The organism is Ancylobacter sp. (assembly GCF_965229075.1).
Classification (GTDB): Bacteria; Pseudomonadota; Alphaproteobacteria; order Rhizobiales; family Xanthobacteraceae; genus Ancylobacter.
Genome location: NZ_CBDDIO010000002.1, coordinates 1580633 through 1597100, shown reverse-complemented (window position 1 = coordinate 1597100; position 16468 = coordinate 1580633). Strand labels below are relative to the sequence as shown.

At 68.7% G+C, this 16468-nt stretch carries 14 protein-coding genes; 8 read left to right on the top strand and 6 right to left on the bottom strand.

Annotated features, from left to right (window positions below):
* Nucleotides 1-37: 37 nt before the first annotated feature.
* The 4 genes from ACO07Z_RS13465 (at nt 38) to ACO07Z_RS13450 (ending at nt 4684) form a co-directional block, all read left to right on the top strand.
* Complete coding sequence (locus ACO07Z_RS13465; protein WP_244450126.1) at nt 38-535, top strand: ferritin-like domain-containing protein; 498 nt, start codon at nt 38-40, stop codon at nt 533-535.
* Nucleotides 536-640: 105 nt separating this feature from the next.
* Nucleotides 641-796: a hypothetical protein gene (locus tag ACO07Z_RS13460; protein ID WP_421699172.1), complete on the top strand. Its 156-nt coding sequence runs from the start codon at nt 641-643 to the stop codon at nt 794-796.
* 180 nt (nt 797-976) lie between these two features.
* Nucleotides 977-3322, top strand: a complete 2346-nt coding sequence (locus tag ACO07Z_RS13455; RefSeq protein ID WP_421699171.1) for a membrane-bound PQQ-dependent dehydrogenase, glucose/quinate/shikimate family — start codon at nt 977-979, stop codon at nt 3320-3322.
* 33 nt (nt 3323-3355) lie between these two features.
* Nucleotides 3356-4684 (top strand): NAD(P)/FAD-dependent oxidoreductase, encoded by a 1329-nt coding sequence (locus tag ACO07Z_RS13450; protein ID WP_421699170.1) that lies wholly within the window; start codon nt 3356-3358, stop codon nt 4682-4684.
* A gap of 11 nt (nt 4685-4695) precedes the next feature.
* On the opposite strand, the gene ACO07Z_RS13445 is transcribed toward ACO07Z_RS13450, so the two are convergent.
* A complete protein-coding gene (locus tag ACO07Z_RS13445; RefSeq protein ID WP_421700814.1) occupies nt 4696-4968 on the bottom strand; it encodes a hypothetical protein in 273 nt (90 codons plus the stop codon).
* 382 nt (nt 4969-5350) lie between these two features.
* Between ACO07Z_RS13445 and ACO07Z_RS13440 the strand changes: the two genes are divergently transcribed.
* Nucleotides 5351-5629, top strand: coding sequence for a hypothetical protein (locus ACO07Z_RS13440; RefSeq protein WP_421699169.1), 279 nt, complete (start codon nt 5351-5353; stop codon nt 5627-5629).
* A gap of 78 nt (nt 5630-5707) precedes the next feature.
* On the opposite strand, the gene ACO07Z_RS13435 is transcribed toward ACO07Z_RS13440, so the two are convergent.
* Nucleotides 5708-6460 (bottom strand): outer membrane protein, encoded by a 753-nt coding sequence (locus tag ACO07Z_RS13435; RefSeq protein ID WP_421699168.1) that lies wholly within the window; start codon nt 6458-6460, stop codon nt 5708-5710.
* A gap of 356 nt (nt 6461-6816) precedes the next feature.
* On the opposite strand from ACO07Z_RS13435, the gene ACO07Z_RS13430 reads away from it, so the two are divergent.
* Nucleotides 6817-8148 carry an NAD(P)/FAD-dependent oxidoreductase gene (locus ACO07Z_RS13430; RefSeq protein WP_421700813.1) on the top strand — a complete coding sequence of 444 codons (1332 nt, stop codon included), beginning with the start codon at nt 6817-6819 and terminating at the stop codon, nt 8146-8148.
* Between the two features lie 61 nt (nt 8149-8209).
* On the top strand, nt 8210-9505 hold the full coding sequence (locus ACO07Z_RS13425; protein WP_421699167.1) for an NAD(P)/FAD-dependent oxidoreductase: 1296 nt from the start codon (nt 8210-8212) through the stop codon (nt 9503-9505).
* A gap of 42 nt (nt 9506-9547) precedes the next feature.
* Here ACO07Z_RS13425 and ACO07Z_RS13420 read toward each other — a convergent pair whose 3' ends face one another.
* The 4 genes from ACO07Z_RS13420 to ACO07Z_RS13405 form a co-directional block, all read right to left on the bottom strand.
* Nucleotides 9548-10375 (bottom strand): ABC transporter permease, encoded by an 828-nt coding sequence (locus ACO07Z_RS13420; RefSeq protein WP_421700811.1) that lies wholly within the window; start codon nt 10373-10375, stop codon nt 9548-9550.
* 5 nt (nt 10376-10380) lie between these two features.
* Nucleotides 10381-11637: an ABC transporter permease gene (locus ACO07Z_RS13415; protein WP_421699166.1), complete on the bottom strand. Its 1257-nt coding sequence runs from the start codon at nt 11635-11637 to the stop codon at nt 10381-10383.
* A gap of 167 nt (nt 11638-11804) precedes the next feature.
* Nucleotides 11805-12851 (bottom strand): ABC transporter substrate-binding protein, encoded by a 1047-nt coding sequence (locus tag ACO07Z_RS13410; protein ID WP_421699165.1) that lies wholly within the window; start codon nt 12849-12851, stop codon nt 11805-11807.
* A gap of 33 nt (nt 12852-12884) precedes the next feature.
* Nucleotides 12885-13988 (bottom strand): ABC transporter ATP-binding protein, encoded by a 1104-nt coding sequence (locus ACO07Z_RS13405; RefSeq protein WP_421699164.1) that lies wholly within the window; start codon nt 13986-13988, stop codon nt 12885-12887.
* Between the two features lie 711 nt (nt 13989-14699).
* Between ACO07Z_RS13405 and atzF the strand changes: the two genes are divergently transcribed.
* Entirely contained in the window at nt 14700-16463 is a 1764-nt protein-coding gene (gene atzF, locus ACO07Z_RS13400; RefSeq protein WP_421699163.1) for an allophanate hydrolase, read from the top strand.
* The last annotated feature ends 5 nt before the right edge of the window (nt 16464-16468 follow it).

Here is a 16468-nt window from a genome sequence, read left to right as displayed (position 1 = left end):
GCGCGAGGCTTGGGGACATCACGCGACGGAGACCGACATGGCCGAGAAGAACCTCGAAACCCTGTTTCACGAGACCCTGAAGGACATCTACTACGCCGAGCGCAAGATTCTGAAGGCGCTGCCGAAAATGGCGCGCGGCGCGCAGTCGCCGGAGCTGAAGGCGGCGTTCGAAAAGCACCGCGACGAGACCGAAGGCCAGATCGAGCGCCTACAGCAGGTGTTCGAGCTGATCGGCAAGCGTCCGCAGGGCAAGACCTGCGCCGCCATCGAGGGCATTCTTGAGGAAGGCGAGGAGATCCTCGACGAGTTCAAGGGCCAGCCCGCGCTCGACGCCGGCCTCGCCGCCGCCGCGCAGGCGGTGGAGCATTACGAAATCTCGCGTTACGGCACGCTGAAGCGCTGGGCGCAGGTGCTCGGCATGAAGGACGCGGTGACGCTGCTGGACGCCACGCTGAAGGAAGAGTCGATGACCGACGACGCCCTCACCGCGCTGGCCGACAAGGTGGCCAACCAGAAGGCCCTCAAGGCCGCCTGACGCGACGCGGGCAGGAGGCGCCGGCTCGCCCGGCGCCTCGTGACCTCCGGCCGGCAAGGGTTTCAATTGCCGGCAAATTAATCTAGCTGTCCAAGAGGGGAAACCATGCCCCAGCGCACCGCTTTGCGCCTCGCGCTCGGCCTGATCGCAGTCCTCGCCGCGATCTGGTTCATCAGCTCCTTCTTCGTGCTGGAAGACCAGAATCCGCGCAGCAGCCTGAACCTGCCGCAGCCTGCCCTCACCCGCATCGCCGCGCTTTAGCCGGCGAGAGGCGGCAGAGGGCTTAGCCCAGGCGGGAACGCATCGCCCGCTCGCCCGTTAGCCCGACGCCCCCGCCGCTCCGGCGGCGCGGCACCGTCGCGATGAGCGACGGCTCCGGTCGGTCTCGCCGTCCTGGGTCGGGCGCCTCGCACCCTCTCCCGGACTCCGGAAGGCTGGCCGATGCGCGTTTCCCCCTCCTCCCTCGTCACCGCCCTCCTGCTGGGGCTGATCGGCCTGTTTCTGGCCGGGGGCGGAGGCTGGCTCGTGACCCTCGGCGGCAGCCCGTTCTACGCGGCACTCGGGGTCGGGCTGATCCTCTGCGCCGTGCTGGTCTGGCGGCAGCGGACAAGCGCGCGGCTCATCTACGCGCTTCTGCTGGCTGTCACGCTGGGCTGGGCCTTTTGGGAGGTGGGGCTCGACTGGTGGCCGCTCGCCACGCGCGGCGGGCTGCTCGTCCTGCTCGGCCTTTGGTTGCTCACACCTTGGGCCGTAGGCCGGCACGGCTGGAACATGGGCCGCACCGTGCTGGCGCTGGTCGTGGTCGGCTGCGTCGGTGTTGCCGGCGCGGCGCTGCTGCGCGACCCGCATGTGATCGAAGGCCGCTGGCAGGCGCAGGCCGCCGCCTCCGCGCCCGGCGCCACGGCGAATGGAGACGTGCCTGCAGGCGAATGGCACCATTACGGCCGCACCCTCGCCGGGCAGCGCTACACGCCGCTCGCGCAAGTGACACCGGCCAATGTGGAGGCGCTGGAAGTCGCCTGGACCTACCGCACCGGCGACGTACGCGGCCCGGACGATGTCGACGAGACCACCTATCAGGTGACGCCGCTGAAGATCGGCAACCTGCTCTATCTCTGCACCCCGCACCATATCGCCATCGCCCTCGACGCCGAGACCGGCGCGGAACGCTGGCGCTTCGACGCGAAGGACGGGCTCGACCCCAATCGGCAGCACCAGACCTGCCGCGGGCTTTCCTATTACCGCGACAGCGCGGTGGCAGAGGCCGACCTCGCGGCGGCCCCGGCCTGCACCGCGCGCGTGTTCCTTCCCACCTCCGACGCGCGGCTGATCGCGCTCGACGCGCTCACCGGCGCCACCTGCCCGGCCTTTGGGGAGAACGGCACGGTGAATCTGTGGGCGAACATGCCCAACCAGCAGAGCGGCTTCTATTATTCCACCTCGCCGCCGACCGTGGTGAACGACCTCGTCATCATCGGCGGCTCGGTGAACGACAATTACGCCATGGAATCGCCCTCCGGCGTCATCCGCGCCTATGACGCACGCAGCGGCACGCTCGTCTGGGCGTGGGATTCCGGCAATCCCGAGCGCACCACCCCTCTCGGGCCGGACGAGACCTACACCGCCAACTCGCCCAATAGCTGGACCGTGTTCAGCGCCGATCCGGCGCTCGGCCTCGTCTATATCCCGCTCGGCAATGCGACCCCCGACCAGCTCGGCGCGCATCGCAGCCCGGCGGTGGAGCGCTTCTCCTCCTCCGTCGTCGCGCTCGACATCGCCAGCGGCGCGGTGCGCTGGGTGTTCCAGACCGTGCATCACGACCTCTGGGACATGGATGTGCCGGCGCAGCCGGTGCTGATCGACCTTGCCACGGCCGAGGGCACGACCCCGGCGCTGGTGCAGCCGACCAAGCAGGGCGACATTTATGTGCTCGACCGGCGCAGCGGCACGCCGATATTGCCCGTGAGCGAGGTGCCGGCGCCCGGCGGGGCGATCAAGGGCGAATGGACCGCCCCGACCCAGCCGGTCTCGGCGCTGAGCTTTGCCCCGGAGCCGCTGCGCGAAAAGGACATGTGGGGCGCCAGCCTGCTCGACCAGCTCGTCTGCCGCATCAAGTTCCGCCAGCTACGCTATGAGGGCCGCTACACGCCGCCGACTCTGGAAGGCACGCTGGTCTATCCCGGCAATTTCGGCACCTTCAACTGGGGCTCGGTGGCGGTCGATCCGGTGCGGCAGGTGATGTTCGGCATGCCGACCTATCTCGCCTTCACCTCCCAGCTCGTGCCCTCCGACGAGATTTCCGCCGATGAGCAGGTGAATGCCGGCGAGGCGGGGCTGAACGTCAATGCCGGCGGCGAGTATGGCGTGCGCATGGGGCCGTTCGTCTCGCCGCTCGGCCTGCCCTGCCAGGCGCCGCCCTGGGGCTATGTCGCCGGCGTCGACCTCAGGACCGGCGCGAAGATGTGGATGCACAAGAACGGCACGGTGCGCGACGCCGCTCCCGTGCCGCTGCCGCCGATCCCGATGGGCGTGCCCGGCATTGGCGGGCCGCTGCTGACCGCCTCCGGCGTCGCCTTCCTCGCCGCCAGCATCGACGACTATATCCGCGCCTATGATGTGACCACCGGCGCCCAGCTCTGGCAGCAGCGCCTGCCGGCCGGCGGTCAGGCGACGCCGATGAGCTATGAAGCCGGCGGGCGCCAGTTCATCGTGCAGGTGGCGGGCGGCCACGGCTCGATCGGGACACGGGCGGGCGATTACGTGATCGCCTATACTCTGCCGCGCTAAAAAGAGGCCGGGGTATCGAGCCGGAGGTGCTGCGTGAGCGATCCTGAGACCCGTGAGGCGCCCGCGCGCCCGCATGTCGTCATCGTCGGCGCCGGCTTTGGCGGGCTGGAGGCGGCGCGCGGTCTGGCCAAGGCGCCGGTGAATGTGACGCTGATCGACCGGCACAATTACCATTGCTTCCAGCCGCTGCTCTACCAGGTGGCGACCGCCACCCTCTCCCCGGCGGATATCGCCTGGCCGATCCGCCATATCCTCTCGCGCCAGCCCAACATCACCATGCTGATGGCGCGGGCGGAGGGGGTGGACCGCGCAAGCCGCGAACTGCTGACGAGTGAAGGCCCGATCCGCTTCGATTTCCTCGTCCTGGCCACCGGGGCGACGCATTCCTATTTCGGCCACCCGGAATGGGCGCGCTTCGCGCCGGGGCTGAAGGATATCGAGGACGCCACCCAGCTGCGCCGGCGCATTCTGCTCGCCTTCGAGCGGGCGGAGGTCGCCACCGCGCCGGAGACAAGGCGGCGCCTGCTCACCTTCGCCATCATCGGCGGCGGGCCTACCGGAGTGGAACTCGCCGGCTCCATCGCCGAGATTTCCCGCCACGCGCTGGCGCCGGACTTCAAGCGGGTCGACCCACGCACCGCGCGCATCCTGCTGATCGAGGCGGGCCCGCGGCTGCTCCCCGCTCTGCCCGAGCGGCTTTCCGACCATGCGCGTGAGCGGCTGGAAGCGATGGGGGTCGAGGTGATGACCGGACGCCCGGTCATCGATATGGGCGCCGACCATGTGACGCTGGAGGGCGGCGAGACCATTGCGGCCGCGACCAAGATCTGGGCGGCCGGGGTGCGGGCCTCACCGGCAGCGGAATGGCTCGGCGTCGCCGCCGACCGCGCCGGGCGTTGCCGGGTCGAGCCCGATCTCAGCGTGCCGGGCGCGCCCGATATCTTCGTCATCGGCGACGCGGCGGCGACCACCGATTCCGAGGGGCGCCCGGTGCCGGGCATCGCCCCCGCCGCGAAGCAGATGGGCGACCATGTCGCCGCCGTCATCGCGTCGCGGCTGGAGGGCACCGCTGCGCCGGGCTTTCGCTACCGTCATGCCGGCGATCTCGCCACCATCGGGCGCAACGCGGCGGTGGTGAAGCTCGGGCGGATTGAGTTGACCGGCTTTCTCGGCTGGATGTTCTGGGGGGTCGTCCACGTCTATTTTCTGGTCGGCGCGCGTAACCGCATCACCGTCGCAATGTCCTGGCTGTGGAACTACCTCACCTATCAGCGCGCGGCGCGACTGATCACCGGCGATGCCGAACCCACCCCGGTGCGGGAGATCGGGCCGGAGCCGGAACACCTACATCCGCCGGGGTGAGGCCGCCGGCCTCAGGCGAAGTAGCGGTTGAGCGTCGCCTCGTCGTCAAGCACCCGGAAGGTCAGGCGGTTGCCGGTCATCTCCAGCGGCCGGATAGCGATCCAGCGCCCGGCTTCCGTCACCAGATTGGCGCGGCCCGCCGCCTTGGCCTCGGTGAGGACGGCGAGTTCCGAACGCACCTCGCCGACCGCGCCGTCGCTTTCAAAGCGGATTTCGAAGCTGGCCGTGGCCGAGCCGAAGTCGCTGGCGCGCAGCCACCCCTTCGCCTGGATCGTCCGGACCATCGTCACGCCTCGCTCGCTATCGGTTTCCGCACCTCAAACGACCCATTACGCACGAGGCACCGATGCGGATCACATTCGCGCGTGACATTGGCGGCCCGCCGGGTGGCAGAGCGCAACGCCTCCTCTCTTACGGCCCGAGCGGACGAAGGTTCCCGCATGATCGAAAGGCGTTAGCGGATTTGAAGACCGCCGCCCACGCCCGCAACCCTGCCGGGCGGACCTGTCACGGGGCCGGGTGCGATGGTATCCGCCGCCCGACTGCGCGGGGCGCCGCCGTGTTACAATGAGACATCGTCGGTGATCATCAGCAAGCCGGCGGCTGGGAGAGTTCGGGGCTTGTCTCGTCGCGCTTTCGCTGAACTCCCACGCAAGGAGACGGCGCATGCCTTTCGAGATATCCGCCACCACCCATCCGTTCGCCATCGACGAGGCGCTCGCCGGGGCCGCCTATGAGCCTGAGGACGTGGCGCTGCTCGACACCGCCTTCACCCGGGCCTGCAATGAGGCTTCGCAGCGCCTCGCCCTCGGCGAGGGCATTCGCAGCCTGCTGGCCTTCGCCGTCCTCGAAGGGGCGAAATCCGGGCTGCGCGATCCCGAACACCTCACCTCTTTCGCCCTGCGCGCCCTGCCGAGCTTCCGCGCACAGGAAGCGGGCCGCTAGCTCGCTTCCCTTGGATGAAGCCCAAGAAAAAGGGCCGCTTGCGCGGCCCTTTCGATGATCGCCCGAGGAGAAGGGCACTCAGAACTTGTAGTTCAGGCCGGCCTTGACGGTGTGGAAGGTCGTCTTGGCATCCAGCGCGCCATAGACGCCCGGGGCCAGGAAGCCGGCGATCGCGGTGTTCTCGCCGAGATCGACATAGAGATATTCGGTCTTCAGCGTCCAGTTGTTGTTGATGGCGTATTCGAAGCCACCACCGGCGGTCCAGCCCCAATTGGTGTCGTCAGCGGATTCGCTGAACAGCAGGCCCGGAGCGGTGACGCCGATGCTGTGCTTCACCTTGCCATAGGCCGCGCCGCCGGTGCCGTAGACCAGCAGGTGGTCGAAAGCATAGCCGAGACGGGCGCGAATGGTGCCGAACCACTCGACTTCCGAGCCGGCCGAGACCGACGCGCTGGTCGGGATCAGCGGGACGGAAAGGCCGGCATTCGCCTTGCCTTCAATGCCCGACCACTGGAAATCGGCTTCGACGCCGAGCACCACATTGTTGTCGAACTGGTAGTTGTAGCCGATCTGCGCGCCGCCGAAGAAGCCGCTCGAATCCACCGTCGCCGAACCGCTGGCGACGGGCAGGCCGTCGGCCGTGACCGAGAACGGGTAGTCGAAATCATTGCCGCCAAACCCCACATTGGCGCCGAGATAGAAGCCGGTCCACGAGAACATCGGCTCGGCGACGACGACCTGGGCCTTCGTCGGATAGGGCAGATCCGCCGCCATCGCCGCCACCGGCATGGCGGCGCTCATCAGGACAGCTCCCAGCAGTACATTCTTCATATCGCTTCCCCCAGGGTGATTACATGGCGGGGAATGTAACGATTTGGCGGGATTCGCGTAGTGCAAACGAGCAACACCCGCTCAGATTGAAACGAAAATTGGGACAATACCCTACCATATTATGGCAAACACTACGATTACACCGCGCATTTTGTCTTGGATTCCACGCATGAAGACTCGTTTAAGGTATTATGATCGGTATTTAATGATGGATTATTTTACCTTCCTCAGCGGAATCCTCGTGGGATAGGTCGCGCCTCTGCCGCGCCTCGGCATAACCCTGGCACTGGTTTTGCTAGCTTTGGCGTCCCGCCCGGCGCATGAAGGCCGGACGTCCGTACCAGCGTGAACAGGCCATCATGGGACCCCAGGTCGTACCCGTCGCCTCCGACTCCAGCTGCCCGACCGACGCCGACGTGGTGATCGTCGGCGGCGGCATTATCGGCACCACCAGCGCGCTCTATCTCGCCGAGCGCGGCCTCAAAGTGGTTCTGTGCGAGAAGGGCCATATCGCCGGCGAGCAATCGAGCCGCAATTGGGGCTGGTGCCGCCAGGCCAAGCGTGACCCGCGCGAATTCGAGCTGATCCGCGAGGCGCTGCGGCTCTGGCGCGGCATGGATGCGCATATCGGCGCGGCCACCGGCTTCGCCACCACCGGCATCCTGTTCGCCGCCAACGACGCGAAGAAGGAAGCCTCTTTCGCCGACTGGGTGAAGGAGGCCGCCGGCGCCGGCATTCATGCCGAGATGGTCAGCGGTTCGCGGCTGGCGGCGCATATGCCCGGGGATACCAAGCCGCCGCCGGCCGCGCTCTGGTGCGCGTCCGACGGCCGGGCCGAACCGCAGAAGGCCGTGCCGGCCATCGCCGAGGCGGCGCGCAAGCGCGGCGCCATCATCCTCACCGATTGCGCGGTGCGCGGCGTCGAGACCGGCGGCGGAAAGGTCATCGCCGCCGTGACCGAGCGCGGACGCATCGTCACGCCGAATATCGTCGTCGCCGGCGGTGCGTGGACCCGGCGTATTCTCGCCGATGTCGGCATCGCCCTGCCGCAATTGAAGGTGCGGGCCAGCGTGCTGCGCACCTCTCCGGTGGAGGGCGGCCCCACGCCGGCGCTGTGGGACCATGATTTCGCCTTCCGGCGCCGGGAGGATGGCGGCTACACCATCGCCAATGGCCATGTGAACGTGGTGCCGATCGTGCCGGACAGTTTCCGTTTCGCCCTGCCCTTCCTCCCCGCGCTGCAGATGGAATTCGCCTCGCTGCGGCTGCGGCTCGGGCCGCGCTTCGTCACCGAATGGCGCGAGAGCGCGCGGCGTCCCTTCGATGAACCCTCGGTCTATGAAGCGGCGCGGGTGCTCGACCCCACGCCGGACCAGGGCTATCTCGACCAGGCCTTCGCCGCGCTGAAGCGGCGCTTTCCGGCCTTCGCCCAGGCGCGGATCGTGCAGAGCTGGGCCGGCTTCATCGACGCGACGCCGGACGCGGTGCCGGTCATCTCGCCCGCCGACACGGTGTCCGGCCTCATCGTCGCCACCGGCTTTTCCGGCCATGGCTTCGGCATCGGCCCGGGCGCCGGCCATCTCGTCGCCGATCTCGTCACCGGCGCCACGCCGATCGCCGATCCGGCGCCCTACCGCCTGTCGCGCTTCTTCGACGGCTCGCGGCCGCGCCCGATGGCGGGTCTCTGACCCGCCTGCGCCCTCGATCCGCCCACCCGCCGATCCGTCATCCCCCGAGCGGAACACGCCCATGGTCCAGACCCTCGCCCGCCGCCCCCTGCCGCGCTCGCTCTACCGGGAGACGGCCCCGCCCGCGCCGGACACCGCCGCGCTGGTGGGCGACACGCGCGCGCGGGTGGCGATCATCGGCGGCGGCTATACCGGCCTCTCCGCCGCGCTGCACCTCGCCGAGGCCGGTGTCGACACGCTGGTGCTGGAAGCGAGCCAGATCGGCTGGGGCGCCTCCGGCCGCAATGGCGGGCAGGTCAATCCCGGGCTGAAATGGGACCCGGAGGAACTGGAGCGCGGATTCGGCGCCGATCTCGGCGGGCGGATGGTGCGGCTCGGCGATGAGGCCCCCGGCCTCGTCTTCGACCTCATCGCCCGCCACCGCATCGACTGTGCGCCCAAGCGCGGCGGCACGCTGCGCGCCGCGCTGTCGGAACGCGCGGCCAAGGGTGTGCGCGCGTTCCAGCGGCAATGGGCGGCGCGCGGCGCCGATGTGGTCATCGCCGAGGGCAAGGAGATGGCGCGCCTCACCGGCACCGGCTTCTATCCTCTCGGCGCGCATGACCGGCGCGGCGGACAGGTGAACCCGCTCGCCTATTGCCGCGGCCTCGCCCGCGCCGCGCTGAAGGCGGGGACGCGCCTGTTCACCGACACCCCGGCCCTGCGGCTGGCAAAGGCGGGCAGCGGCTGGCTGATCGACACGCCGGGCGGCCGGGTGACGGCGGAGCGCGTCATTCTCGCCACCAATGGCTATAGCGACGACCTGTGGCCCGGCCTGCGGCGCAGCCTGATCCCGGTCTATTCCTCGATCACCGCCACCGAGCCGCTGCCGCCGGACCTCGCCGCGCCGATCATGCCGAACGGCGTGGTGCTGTATGAGATGTCGGCCTCCTACGCCTATTACCGGCTGGACGACGCCGGCCGCTTCGTCATGGGCGGGCGCAGCGTGCTGCGGCCAGCCACCGCGCCAGAGGATTTCCGCGCGCTCGTTGACCAGGCGACGCGGCTGTTCCCGGTGCTGAAAGCGGTGGAATGGACGCATCGCTGGAACGGACAGGTGGCGGTGACCTGGGATCACCTGCCGCATCTGCACGAGCCGGAACCGGGGCTGACCATCGGGCTTGGCTATAATGGGCGCGGCGTCGCCATGGCCACCGCCACCGGGCGCATGCTCGCCCGCCACGCCGCCGGGGGCGGAGCCGGGGCGCTTGACCTGCCCGTCACCCGCATCCGGCCGATTCTTGGCCATGCCGCCTGGCCGCTGGCGGTGAAGGCGCGGCTGAAATGGGACCGTCTGCGCGAGAGCTTCGGCCGCTGAGAGAAGGCAGCCCCGCCGCCTTTCCGCTCGCTCGGCCTTTTCTCAGCCACCGGTGCCGCGCAGCCGCTCGGAGCGGCGGCGCAGCAGTTCCAGCGTCAGCATCAGCAGCGCCGCGAACAGCACCAGCAGCGTGGCGGCGGCGGTGATGGTGGGCGAGATCTGCTCGCGTATGCCGGAGAACATCTGGCGCGGCAGGGTGCGCTGGTCCGGGCTGGCGAGGAACAGCGCCACCACCACCTCGTCCCAGGAGGTGACGAAGGCGAACAGCGCTCCCGACGTGACCCCCGGCGCGATCAAGGGCAGCGTCACCGTGCGGAAGGTGGTCCAGGGCGAGGCGCCGAGCGAGGCGGCGGCGCGGGTGAGGGAGCGGTCGAAGCCGGTCAGCGTCGCCGTCACGGTGATGACGACGAAGGGCGTGCCGAGAATGGCGTGGGCGAGAACGAGCCCGAGATAGGTGTTGTTCAGCCCCACCGCCGCGAAGCCGAAGAACATCGCCACCGCGACGATGACCACCGGCACGATCATCGGCGAGATCAGGATCGACAGGATGAGCCCGGCGAAGGGCACATTGCCGCGCGACAGGCCGAGCGCGGCGAGCGTGCCCAGCCCGGTGGCGATGAGCGTCGAGAACACCGCGACGATGCCGCTGTTCTGCAGCGCGATGCGCCAGCGCTCATCGGTGAAGAAATCGATGTACCAGCGCAGGCTGAGCCCCGGCAGCGGATAGGTGAACCAGGGCTCGCTGGAGAAGGAGAGCGGCATGATCACCAGGATCGGGCCGACAAGGAACAGGAACACCAGCGTGCAGAACACGGCGAAGAGGAAATAGGCCAGTTTCTCGCGCGGGGTGGCGTAGGACGGTGCCAGCATGTCGATCAACCCAGCTTTACCTTGTCGATGCCGACCACGCGGTTGAACACCGCATAGAGCACCAGCGTGATCATCAGCAGGATGCCGCCGAGCGCCGAGGCCTGGCCCCAGTTCATCTCGCGGTTGGTGTAGAGCGCGACGAAATAGCTGACCATCTGGTCCTGCGGCCCGCCGACCAGCGCCGGGGTGATGTAGTAGCCGAGCGACAGGATGAAGGTGAGCAGGCAGCCGGCGCCGACGCCCGGCAGGGTCTGCGGCACATAGACCGAGACGAAGGCGGTGAGCGGCCCGGCGCCCAGCGAGCGCGCCGCGCGCAGATGCGAGGGCGGGATCGACTTCATCACCGAGTAGATCGGCAGGATGGTGAAGGGCAGCTGGATATGGGTCATCGCCAGCACCGTGCCGAAACGGTTGAAGATCAGCTGCACCCGCTCCGTCGTCAGGTGAAGGGCCAGCAGGATGTCGTTGAGCACGCCATTGCTCTGCAGGAGCACGATCCACGCCGTGGTGCGCACCAGAATGGAGGTGGTGAAGGGCAGCAGCACCAGGATCATCAGCACATTGGCGTGGCGAGGCGGCAGGATCGCCAGCAGATGCGCGACGGGATAGCCCAGCACGAGTGTTGCCAGCGTCACCACGAGACTGATGGAAAGGGTGCGGATGAAGATGTCGATGAAGATGGACTGGTCGGCGAAATTCGTCGTCACCGCCCCGCCGGCGTCCTGCCGCAGGTCCACCGAGGTGAGGAGATAATAGGGGGTGAGCGTCTGCCCCGCCCGCTTCATGATCGCCCAGAACTCGACCGAGCCCCATTCGGGGTCGCTAGCGATGAACTTCTCCTTCCACGGCCCGCCGCCGCCGGCATCGATAAGACGCCCGGCCTTGAGGAAGCGCGAGCGGGCGCCCGGCACCTCATAATTGATGCGCTTGCCCACCAGCGCGGTGGTGCGGTCCTTCTGCGTCTGCACGAGATCGGTGGCGAAGGCGGCGAACACCTCTTCGCCCGGCGTCTCCCGCCCGTCCCACGCGTTGAGCGCGGCGATGGTGCGCGGCATGGTCTCGCGCACCTCGGTGTTCTCCACCGCCCGCAGCAGCATCAGCCCGATCGGTAGCGCGAACACCGCCAGCACAAACAGCAGCAGCGGGGCGACGAGCGAGAAGGAGCGCAGGCGGTTCACCCGCTCGGCGCGCCGGAGCTTGGTCTTGAGCGAGGTGCGGTCCACAGCGGGTCCGGCCTCGCCGGGAAGGGCGGCCACGGCCATGTCGAGAAATCCCCCTCGGTTGCTGCCGCGGCCTTGCCCCGGAGGGCGGCGCGGTCGGTCGGTGAGCGGCCGGGGCACCGAGAGCCCCGGCCTGCCTTCCGCCCGCCCCCAAAAGGAGCGGGCGCGTGTTCACGACGCGCGGCAGCTAGCCGCCGGCGCGCTTGGGGTCACTGAGCGATCCAGGTGTTGAAGCGCTTCAAGAGCTCTTCCTTGTTGTCGCCCCAGAACACCGGATCGTTGGCGAGCGCGGTCTTGGCGTTCTCCGGCGCGGTCGGCAGGTCCTTCAGGATGTCGGGCGCGACCAGCGGCGTGGCGGCGAGCAGCGCCGGGCCATAGGAGATGTACTTGGTCTGGGCCGCCTGCGCCTCCGGGCTGGAGGCGAACTCGATGAACTTGTAGACCGCGTCGAGGTCCTTCACGCCCTTGGGGATCGCCCACAGATCGTAATCGAGCAGCTGGCCGTCCCAAACGATCTTGAAGTTCTTCTTGTCCACCTTGTTGGCGTTGAAGATACGGCCGTTCCAGGCGGTGGCCATCACCACTTCACCGGAAGCGAGCAGCTGCGGCGGCTGGGCGCCGGCCTCCCACCAGACAATGTCCTTCTTGATGGTGTCGAGCTTCTTGAAGGCCCGGTCGACGCCTTCCTTGGTCTTCAGCGTCTCATAGACCTTGTCGGCCGGCACGCCGTCCGCCATCAGTGCGAATTCGAGATTGCCGAAGGGGGTCTTCTGCAGCGCGCGCTTGCCTGGCCAGGTCTTGGTGTCGAACAGGCCGGCAATGGTCTTCGGGCCGTCCTTCAGCTTGTCGGCGTCATAGGCGTAGATGGTGGAATAGATGATGGTCGGGATGGCGCATTCGAAGGTCGAGCCCTTCACGAACGCCGCCTCGCCGCCGAATTTGGAATAATCGATCGGGATGAGGAAGCCCTCGTCGCAGCCCTGCTGCGCGGTGGCGGCGTCAACGTCGACGGCATCCCAGGTGGTGTTGCCGGATTCGACCATGGCGCGGATGCGCGCCGCCTCGCCATTATACTCTTCCTGGGTAATCTTGGTGCCGGTCTTGGCGGTGTAAGGCTTGAAATAGGCCTCGTCCTGGCTGGTCTGATAGGCGCCGCCCCAGGAGGTGATGGTGAGGCCGTCCGCCGCGAAGGCGGTGCCGCAGGTCGCCGCGAGGGCGAGCGCGGAGAGGGTCATCGTCAGCGACTTCAACTGCATGGTCATTCCCTTTGGGTCTAGGGGGCGGAGGTCTCAGGCCGCGTCGAGGGCGCGGCAATCCTGCGCGCGCCATGCCAGCGGAATACGGGAGCCGACAGCGAGGACCGGGCGGTCCTCGACATTGCCGACCTTGACGACCATTTCGGCGCCGCTATCGAGCACGCAGCGCACGCGTACATGGTCACCGAGATAGATCGTCTCGGCGATCACGGCCTCGAAATGGTTGTCGAGCGAACCGCCGGGCGGGGCGATCTGCACCCGCTCCGGCCGGATGGAGAGCAGGCAGTTCTCCCCCACCCCGGCCGCCTCGGTCAGGGTGGCGGTGACGACATCGCCATTGGCGAGCACCACCGAGCACAGCGCGCCATTGGCCGCCTCGATGCGGCCGGGCAACCGGTTGTTCTCGCCGATAAACTGGGCGACGAAGGAATTGGCGGGGTATTCGTAGAGTTCGGAGGGCGGCGCCACCTGCTGGATGATGCCGGCATTGAACACGGCGACGCGGTCCGACATGGTCAGCGCCTCGCTCTGGTCGTGGGTGACATAGACCACGGTGATGCCGAGCCGCTCATGCAGATGGCGGATTTCCATCTGCATATGTTCGCGCAGCTGCTTGTCGAGCGCGCCGAGGGGCTCGTCCATCAGCACCAGCTTGGGCTCGAACACCAGCGCCCGCGCCAGCGCGACGCGCTGCTGCTGGCCGCCGGAAAGCTGGCCCGGCATGCGCGCGGCGAAGCTGCCGAGATGCACCATGTCGAGCGCCTTGGCGACGCGGTCGGCGATCTCCGCCTTTGGCCGGCCCCGCACCTTGAGGGGATAGCCGACATTCTGCGCCACGCTCATATGCGGAAACAGCGCGTAGTTCTGGAACACCATGCCGATATTGCGCTTCTCCGGCGGCAGCGCGTCGATACGCGCGCCGTCGAGCATGATGTCGCCGGAGGTCGGCGTCTCGAAGCCGGCGAGCATCATCAGCGTCGTCGTCTTGCCCGAGCCGGAAGGGCCCAGCATGGTGAGAAACTCGCCGCGGCGAATGCGCAGGCTGAGGTCCTTCACGACAAGCGTTTCGCCGTCATAGCTCTTCTGCACGCCGGCGAACTCGACGAAACTGTCATTGGCGCTGACCGCAAGCTTCATGCTTCCTCCTCGGACAAGCCGCGCGGAACGGCCCGGAACGGCGACCGTCCATCGCCGACCCGGGCTTCCGCCTTCCCCTGCTTCCGCAAAGGTCGTGCCAAGCGGAAGGGGAAAGACACCGGACGCGGCGAAACCTATTTTTTCACGCGTTTGCAGCCTCTTGGCATGACTGCGCCATTCTTGACGCAGCGGCAGTCAGCTGGGGCAGCGCCCCCACGGCAGCGCGCCGCATTGCCGCCGGTGCCGGGATGGGGAAGCGGCGACGACGCTGCGCGGCAGCGCGCGAACACTCAGGCTGACGCGCAATTAGGCACGCCTCATTTACAGACTTCGTGTGGGGGAGCCGGCGGCGAAAGGCCGGTCTTTAAACACCTTCCGACCTTGCCGGCCGCGCGCCCGGCATGGAATCTCAGCGGGATGGCCCGGCGACGCGCATGCCCGATTCGTCATACGGACTGAACGTAGGCGACCTTCGCCTAAGCCGGCGGCGGGCCGCGATGAAGAATGAGCCGTTTCCCGGCGCAGTCGCGTCGCCCTCCGGCGCAAACGAGACCGCAGGGGCGGGCGGAGCGAACTGCGCCAAATGACCCGCGCCCGCCCCCTCCCGCCACGCGCCTCTTATGTATACAATGCAACCTTATCTGCTTACAGGCTTGGCGGCTGGAAATGGGCTGCCTACTATGTCGCCCTGTCGCTTCCGGGGGCCAGCCTATGCCGCGTGATCTCGCCTTCACCCTTGCCGGGCTCCGCGCTGCCTATGGGCGGGGGCTGCAACCGGAAGCGGTGATCGCGGAAGCGTTCCGCCGGCTCGATGCGCTGGGCGATCCCGGAATCTTCCTGCACGAGGCCCGCGCGCAGGCGCTGGCCGAAGCCCGGGCGCTGGGCGCGCCCGACGGGCGGCCGCTCTGGGGCATTCCCTATGCGGTGAAGGACAATATCGACGTGGCCGGCATGCCGACCACCGCCGCCTGCCCCGACTTCGCCTATGAGGCGACCGCCGACGCCTTCGTGGTGGCCCGGCTGCGCGCCGCCGGTGCGATATGCCTCGGCAAGACCAATCTCGACCAGTTCGCGACCGGGCTCGTCGGGGTGCGCACGCCCTATCCCGTGCCGCGCAACGCCATCGACCCGGCGCTGGTGCCCGGCGGCTCTTCCTCCGGCTCGGCGGTGGCGGTCGCGCAGGGGCTGGTGGCGTTCAGCCTCGGCACCGACACCGCCGGCTCCGGCCGGGTGCCGGCGGCGCTCAACGACATTGTCGGGCTGAAGCCGAGCCTCGGCGCGCTGTCCTCCGCCGGCATGGTGCCAGCCTGCCGCACGCTCGACACCATCTCGGTCTTTGCCGGCAGCGTCGCCGACGCGTGGGAGGTGTTCGCGCTCACCGCCGGCGTCGATCCCGCGGATGCCTGGTCCCGCCCCATGCCGTCGCCGCACCTTGCCGCGCTGCCGGCAGCGGTAACGGTGGCGGTACCCGACGCGGCCAGTCTGCGCACCTTCGGCGACGAGGCGCAGGCCGCCCATTTCCACGCCACAATCGAGCGGCTGGAGAGCGGTGGGGCGCAGCTGCGCGAGATCGACCTCTCGCCCTTCTACGCCGTGGCGGAGCTGCTCTATTCCGGCCCCTGGGTCGCCGAGCGCGTGGCGGCAGTGGGAAGCCGGCTAACCACCGCACCAGAAACCCTGCACGCGGTCACGCGCGCCATCCTCGCGCCCGGGCTTTCCCTCTCCGCCGTCGACGCCTTCAACGGCCTGTACCGGCTGCAGGAACTGCGGCGGGTCTGCGCGCTGGCGCTGGAGGGCGCGGATTTCCTCTGCGTGCCGACCATTCCCTGCTTCGTCACGCGAGAGGAGATCGCCGCCGACCCGTTCGGGCCGAACAGCCGGCTCGGCACCTACACCAATTTCGTCAATCTGCTCGATCTCTGCGGCATCGCCGTGCCGACCGGGCCACGTGCCGACGGCCGGCCGGGCAGCCTGACGATACTGGCGCGCAAGGGCGAGGACGGGCGCGCTGCCGCCCTGGCGCTTCGGGTCGAGCGCGCAGGCGCGGCGGTGCCGCCCCGGACCGATGCTCACGGCCACGGGCCGGCGAGCGACGAGATCGCCCTCGCCGTCTGCGGCGCGCACATGGCCGGCCTGCCGCTCAATGGCGAACTGACCGCGCGCGGCGGCCGCCTGCTGCGCCCGGCGCGCACCGCGCCGCATTACCGGCTCTTCGCCCTGCCCGGCGGCCCGCCGGCGCGGCCGGGGCTGCTCCGCGCCGAAGGCGGCGCGGCAATCGCGCTGGAAGTGTGGGCGCTGCCGCGCGCCGCGCTGGGCGACTTCATCGCCGGCATCCCCACCCCGCTCGTCATCGGCACGGTGGAACTGGACGATGGAAGCGCGGTGAAGGGCTTCCTGTGCGAGCCGCACGGGCTCAAAGGCGCGCGCGACATCACTGCCAGCGGCGGCTGGCGCGCCGCGCTGGCGGAGGCGTAGCGGCA

Excerpts from the sequence above, each read along its gene's own strand:
- ACO07Z_RS13465 (WP_244450126.1), top strand. The coding sequence starts at position 38 with ATGGCCGAGAAGAACCTCGAAACCCTGTTTCACGAGACCCTGAAGGAC.
- ACO07Z_RS13460 (WP_421699172.1), top strand. The coding sequence starts at position 641 with ATGCCCCAGCGCACCGCTTTGCGCCTCGCGCTCGGCCTGATCGCAGTC.
- ACO07Z_RS13455 (WP_421699171.1), top strand. The coding sequence starts at position 977 with ATGCGCGTTTCCCCCTCCTCCCTCGTCACCGCCCTCCTGCTGGGGCTG.
- ACO07Z_RS13445 (WP_421700814.1), bottom strand. The coding sequence starts at position 4,968 with ATGGTCCGGACGATCCAGGCGAAGGGGTGGCTGCGCGCCAGCGACTTC.
- ACO07Z_RS13440 (WP_421699169.1), top strand. The coding sequence starts at position 5,351 with ATGCCTTTCGAGATATCCGCCACCACCCATCCGTTCGCCATCGACGAG.
- ACO07Z_RS13435 (WP_421699168.1), bottom strand. The coding sequence starts at position 6,460 with ATGAAGAATGTACTGCTGGGAGCTGTCCTGATGAGCGCCGCCATGCCG.
- ACO07Z_RS13425 (WP_421699167.1), top strand. The coding sequence starts at position 8,210 with ATGGTCCAGACCCTCGCCCGCCGCCCCCTGCCGCGCTCGCTCTACCGG.
- ACO07Z_RS13420 (WP_421700811.1), bottom strand. The coding sequence starts at position 10,375 with ATGCTGGCACCGTCCTACGCCACCCCGCGCGAGAAACTGGCCTATTTC.
- ACO07Z_RS13415 (WP_421699166.1), bottom strand. The coding sequence starts at position 11,637 with ATGGCCGTGGCCGCCCTTCCCGGCGAGGCCGGACCCGCTGTGGACCGC.
- ACO07Z_RS13410 (WP_421699165.1), bottom strand. The coding sequence starts at position 12,851 with ATGCAGTTGAAGTCGCTGACGATGACCCTCTCCGCGCTCGCCCTCGCG.
- ACO07Z_RS13405 (WP_421699164.1), bottom strand. The coding sequence starts at position 13,988 with ATGAAGCTTGCGGTCAGCGCCAATGACAGTTTCGTCGAGTTCGCCGGC.
- atzF (WP_421699163.1), top strand. The coding sequence starts at position 14,700 with ATGCCGCGTGATCTCGCCTTCACCCTTGCCGGGCTCCGCGCTGCCTAT.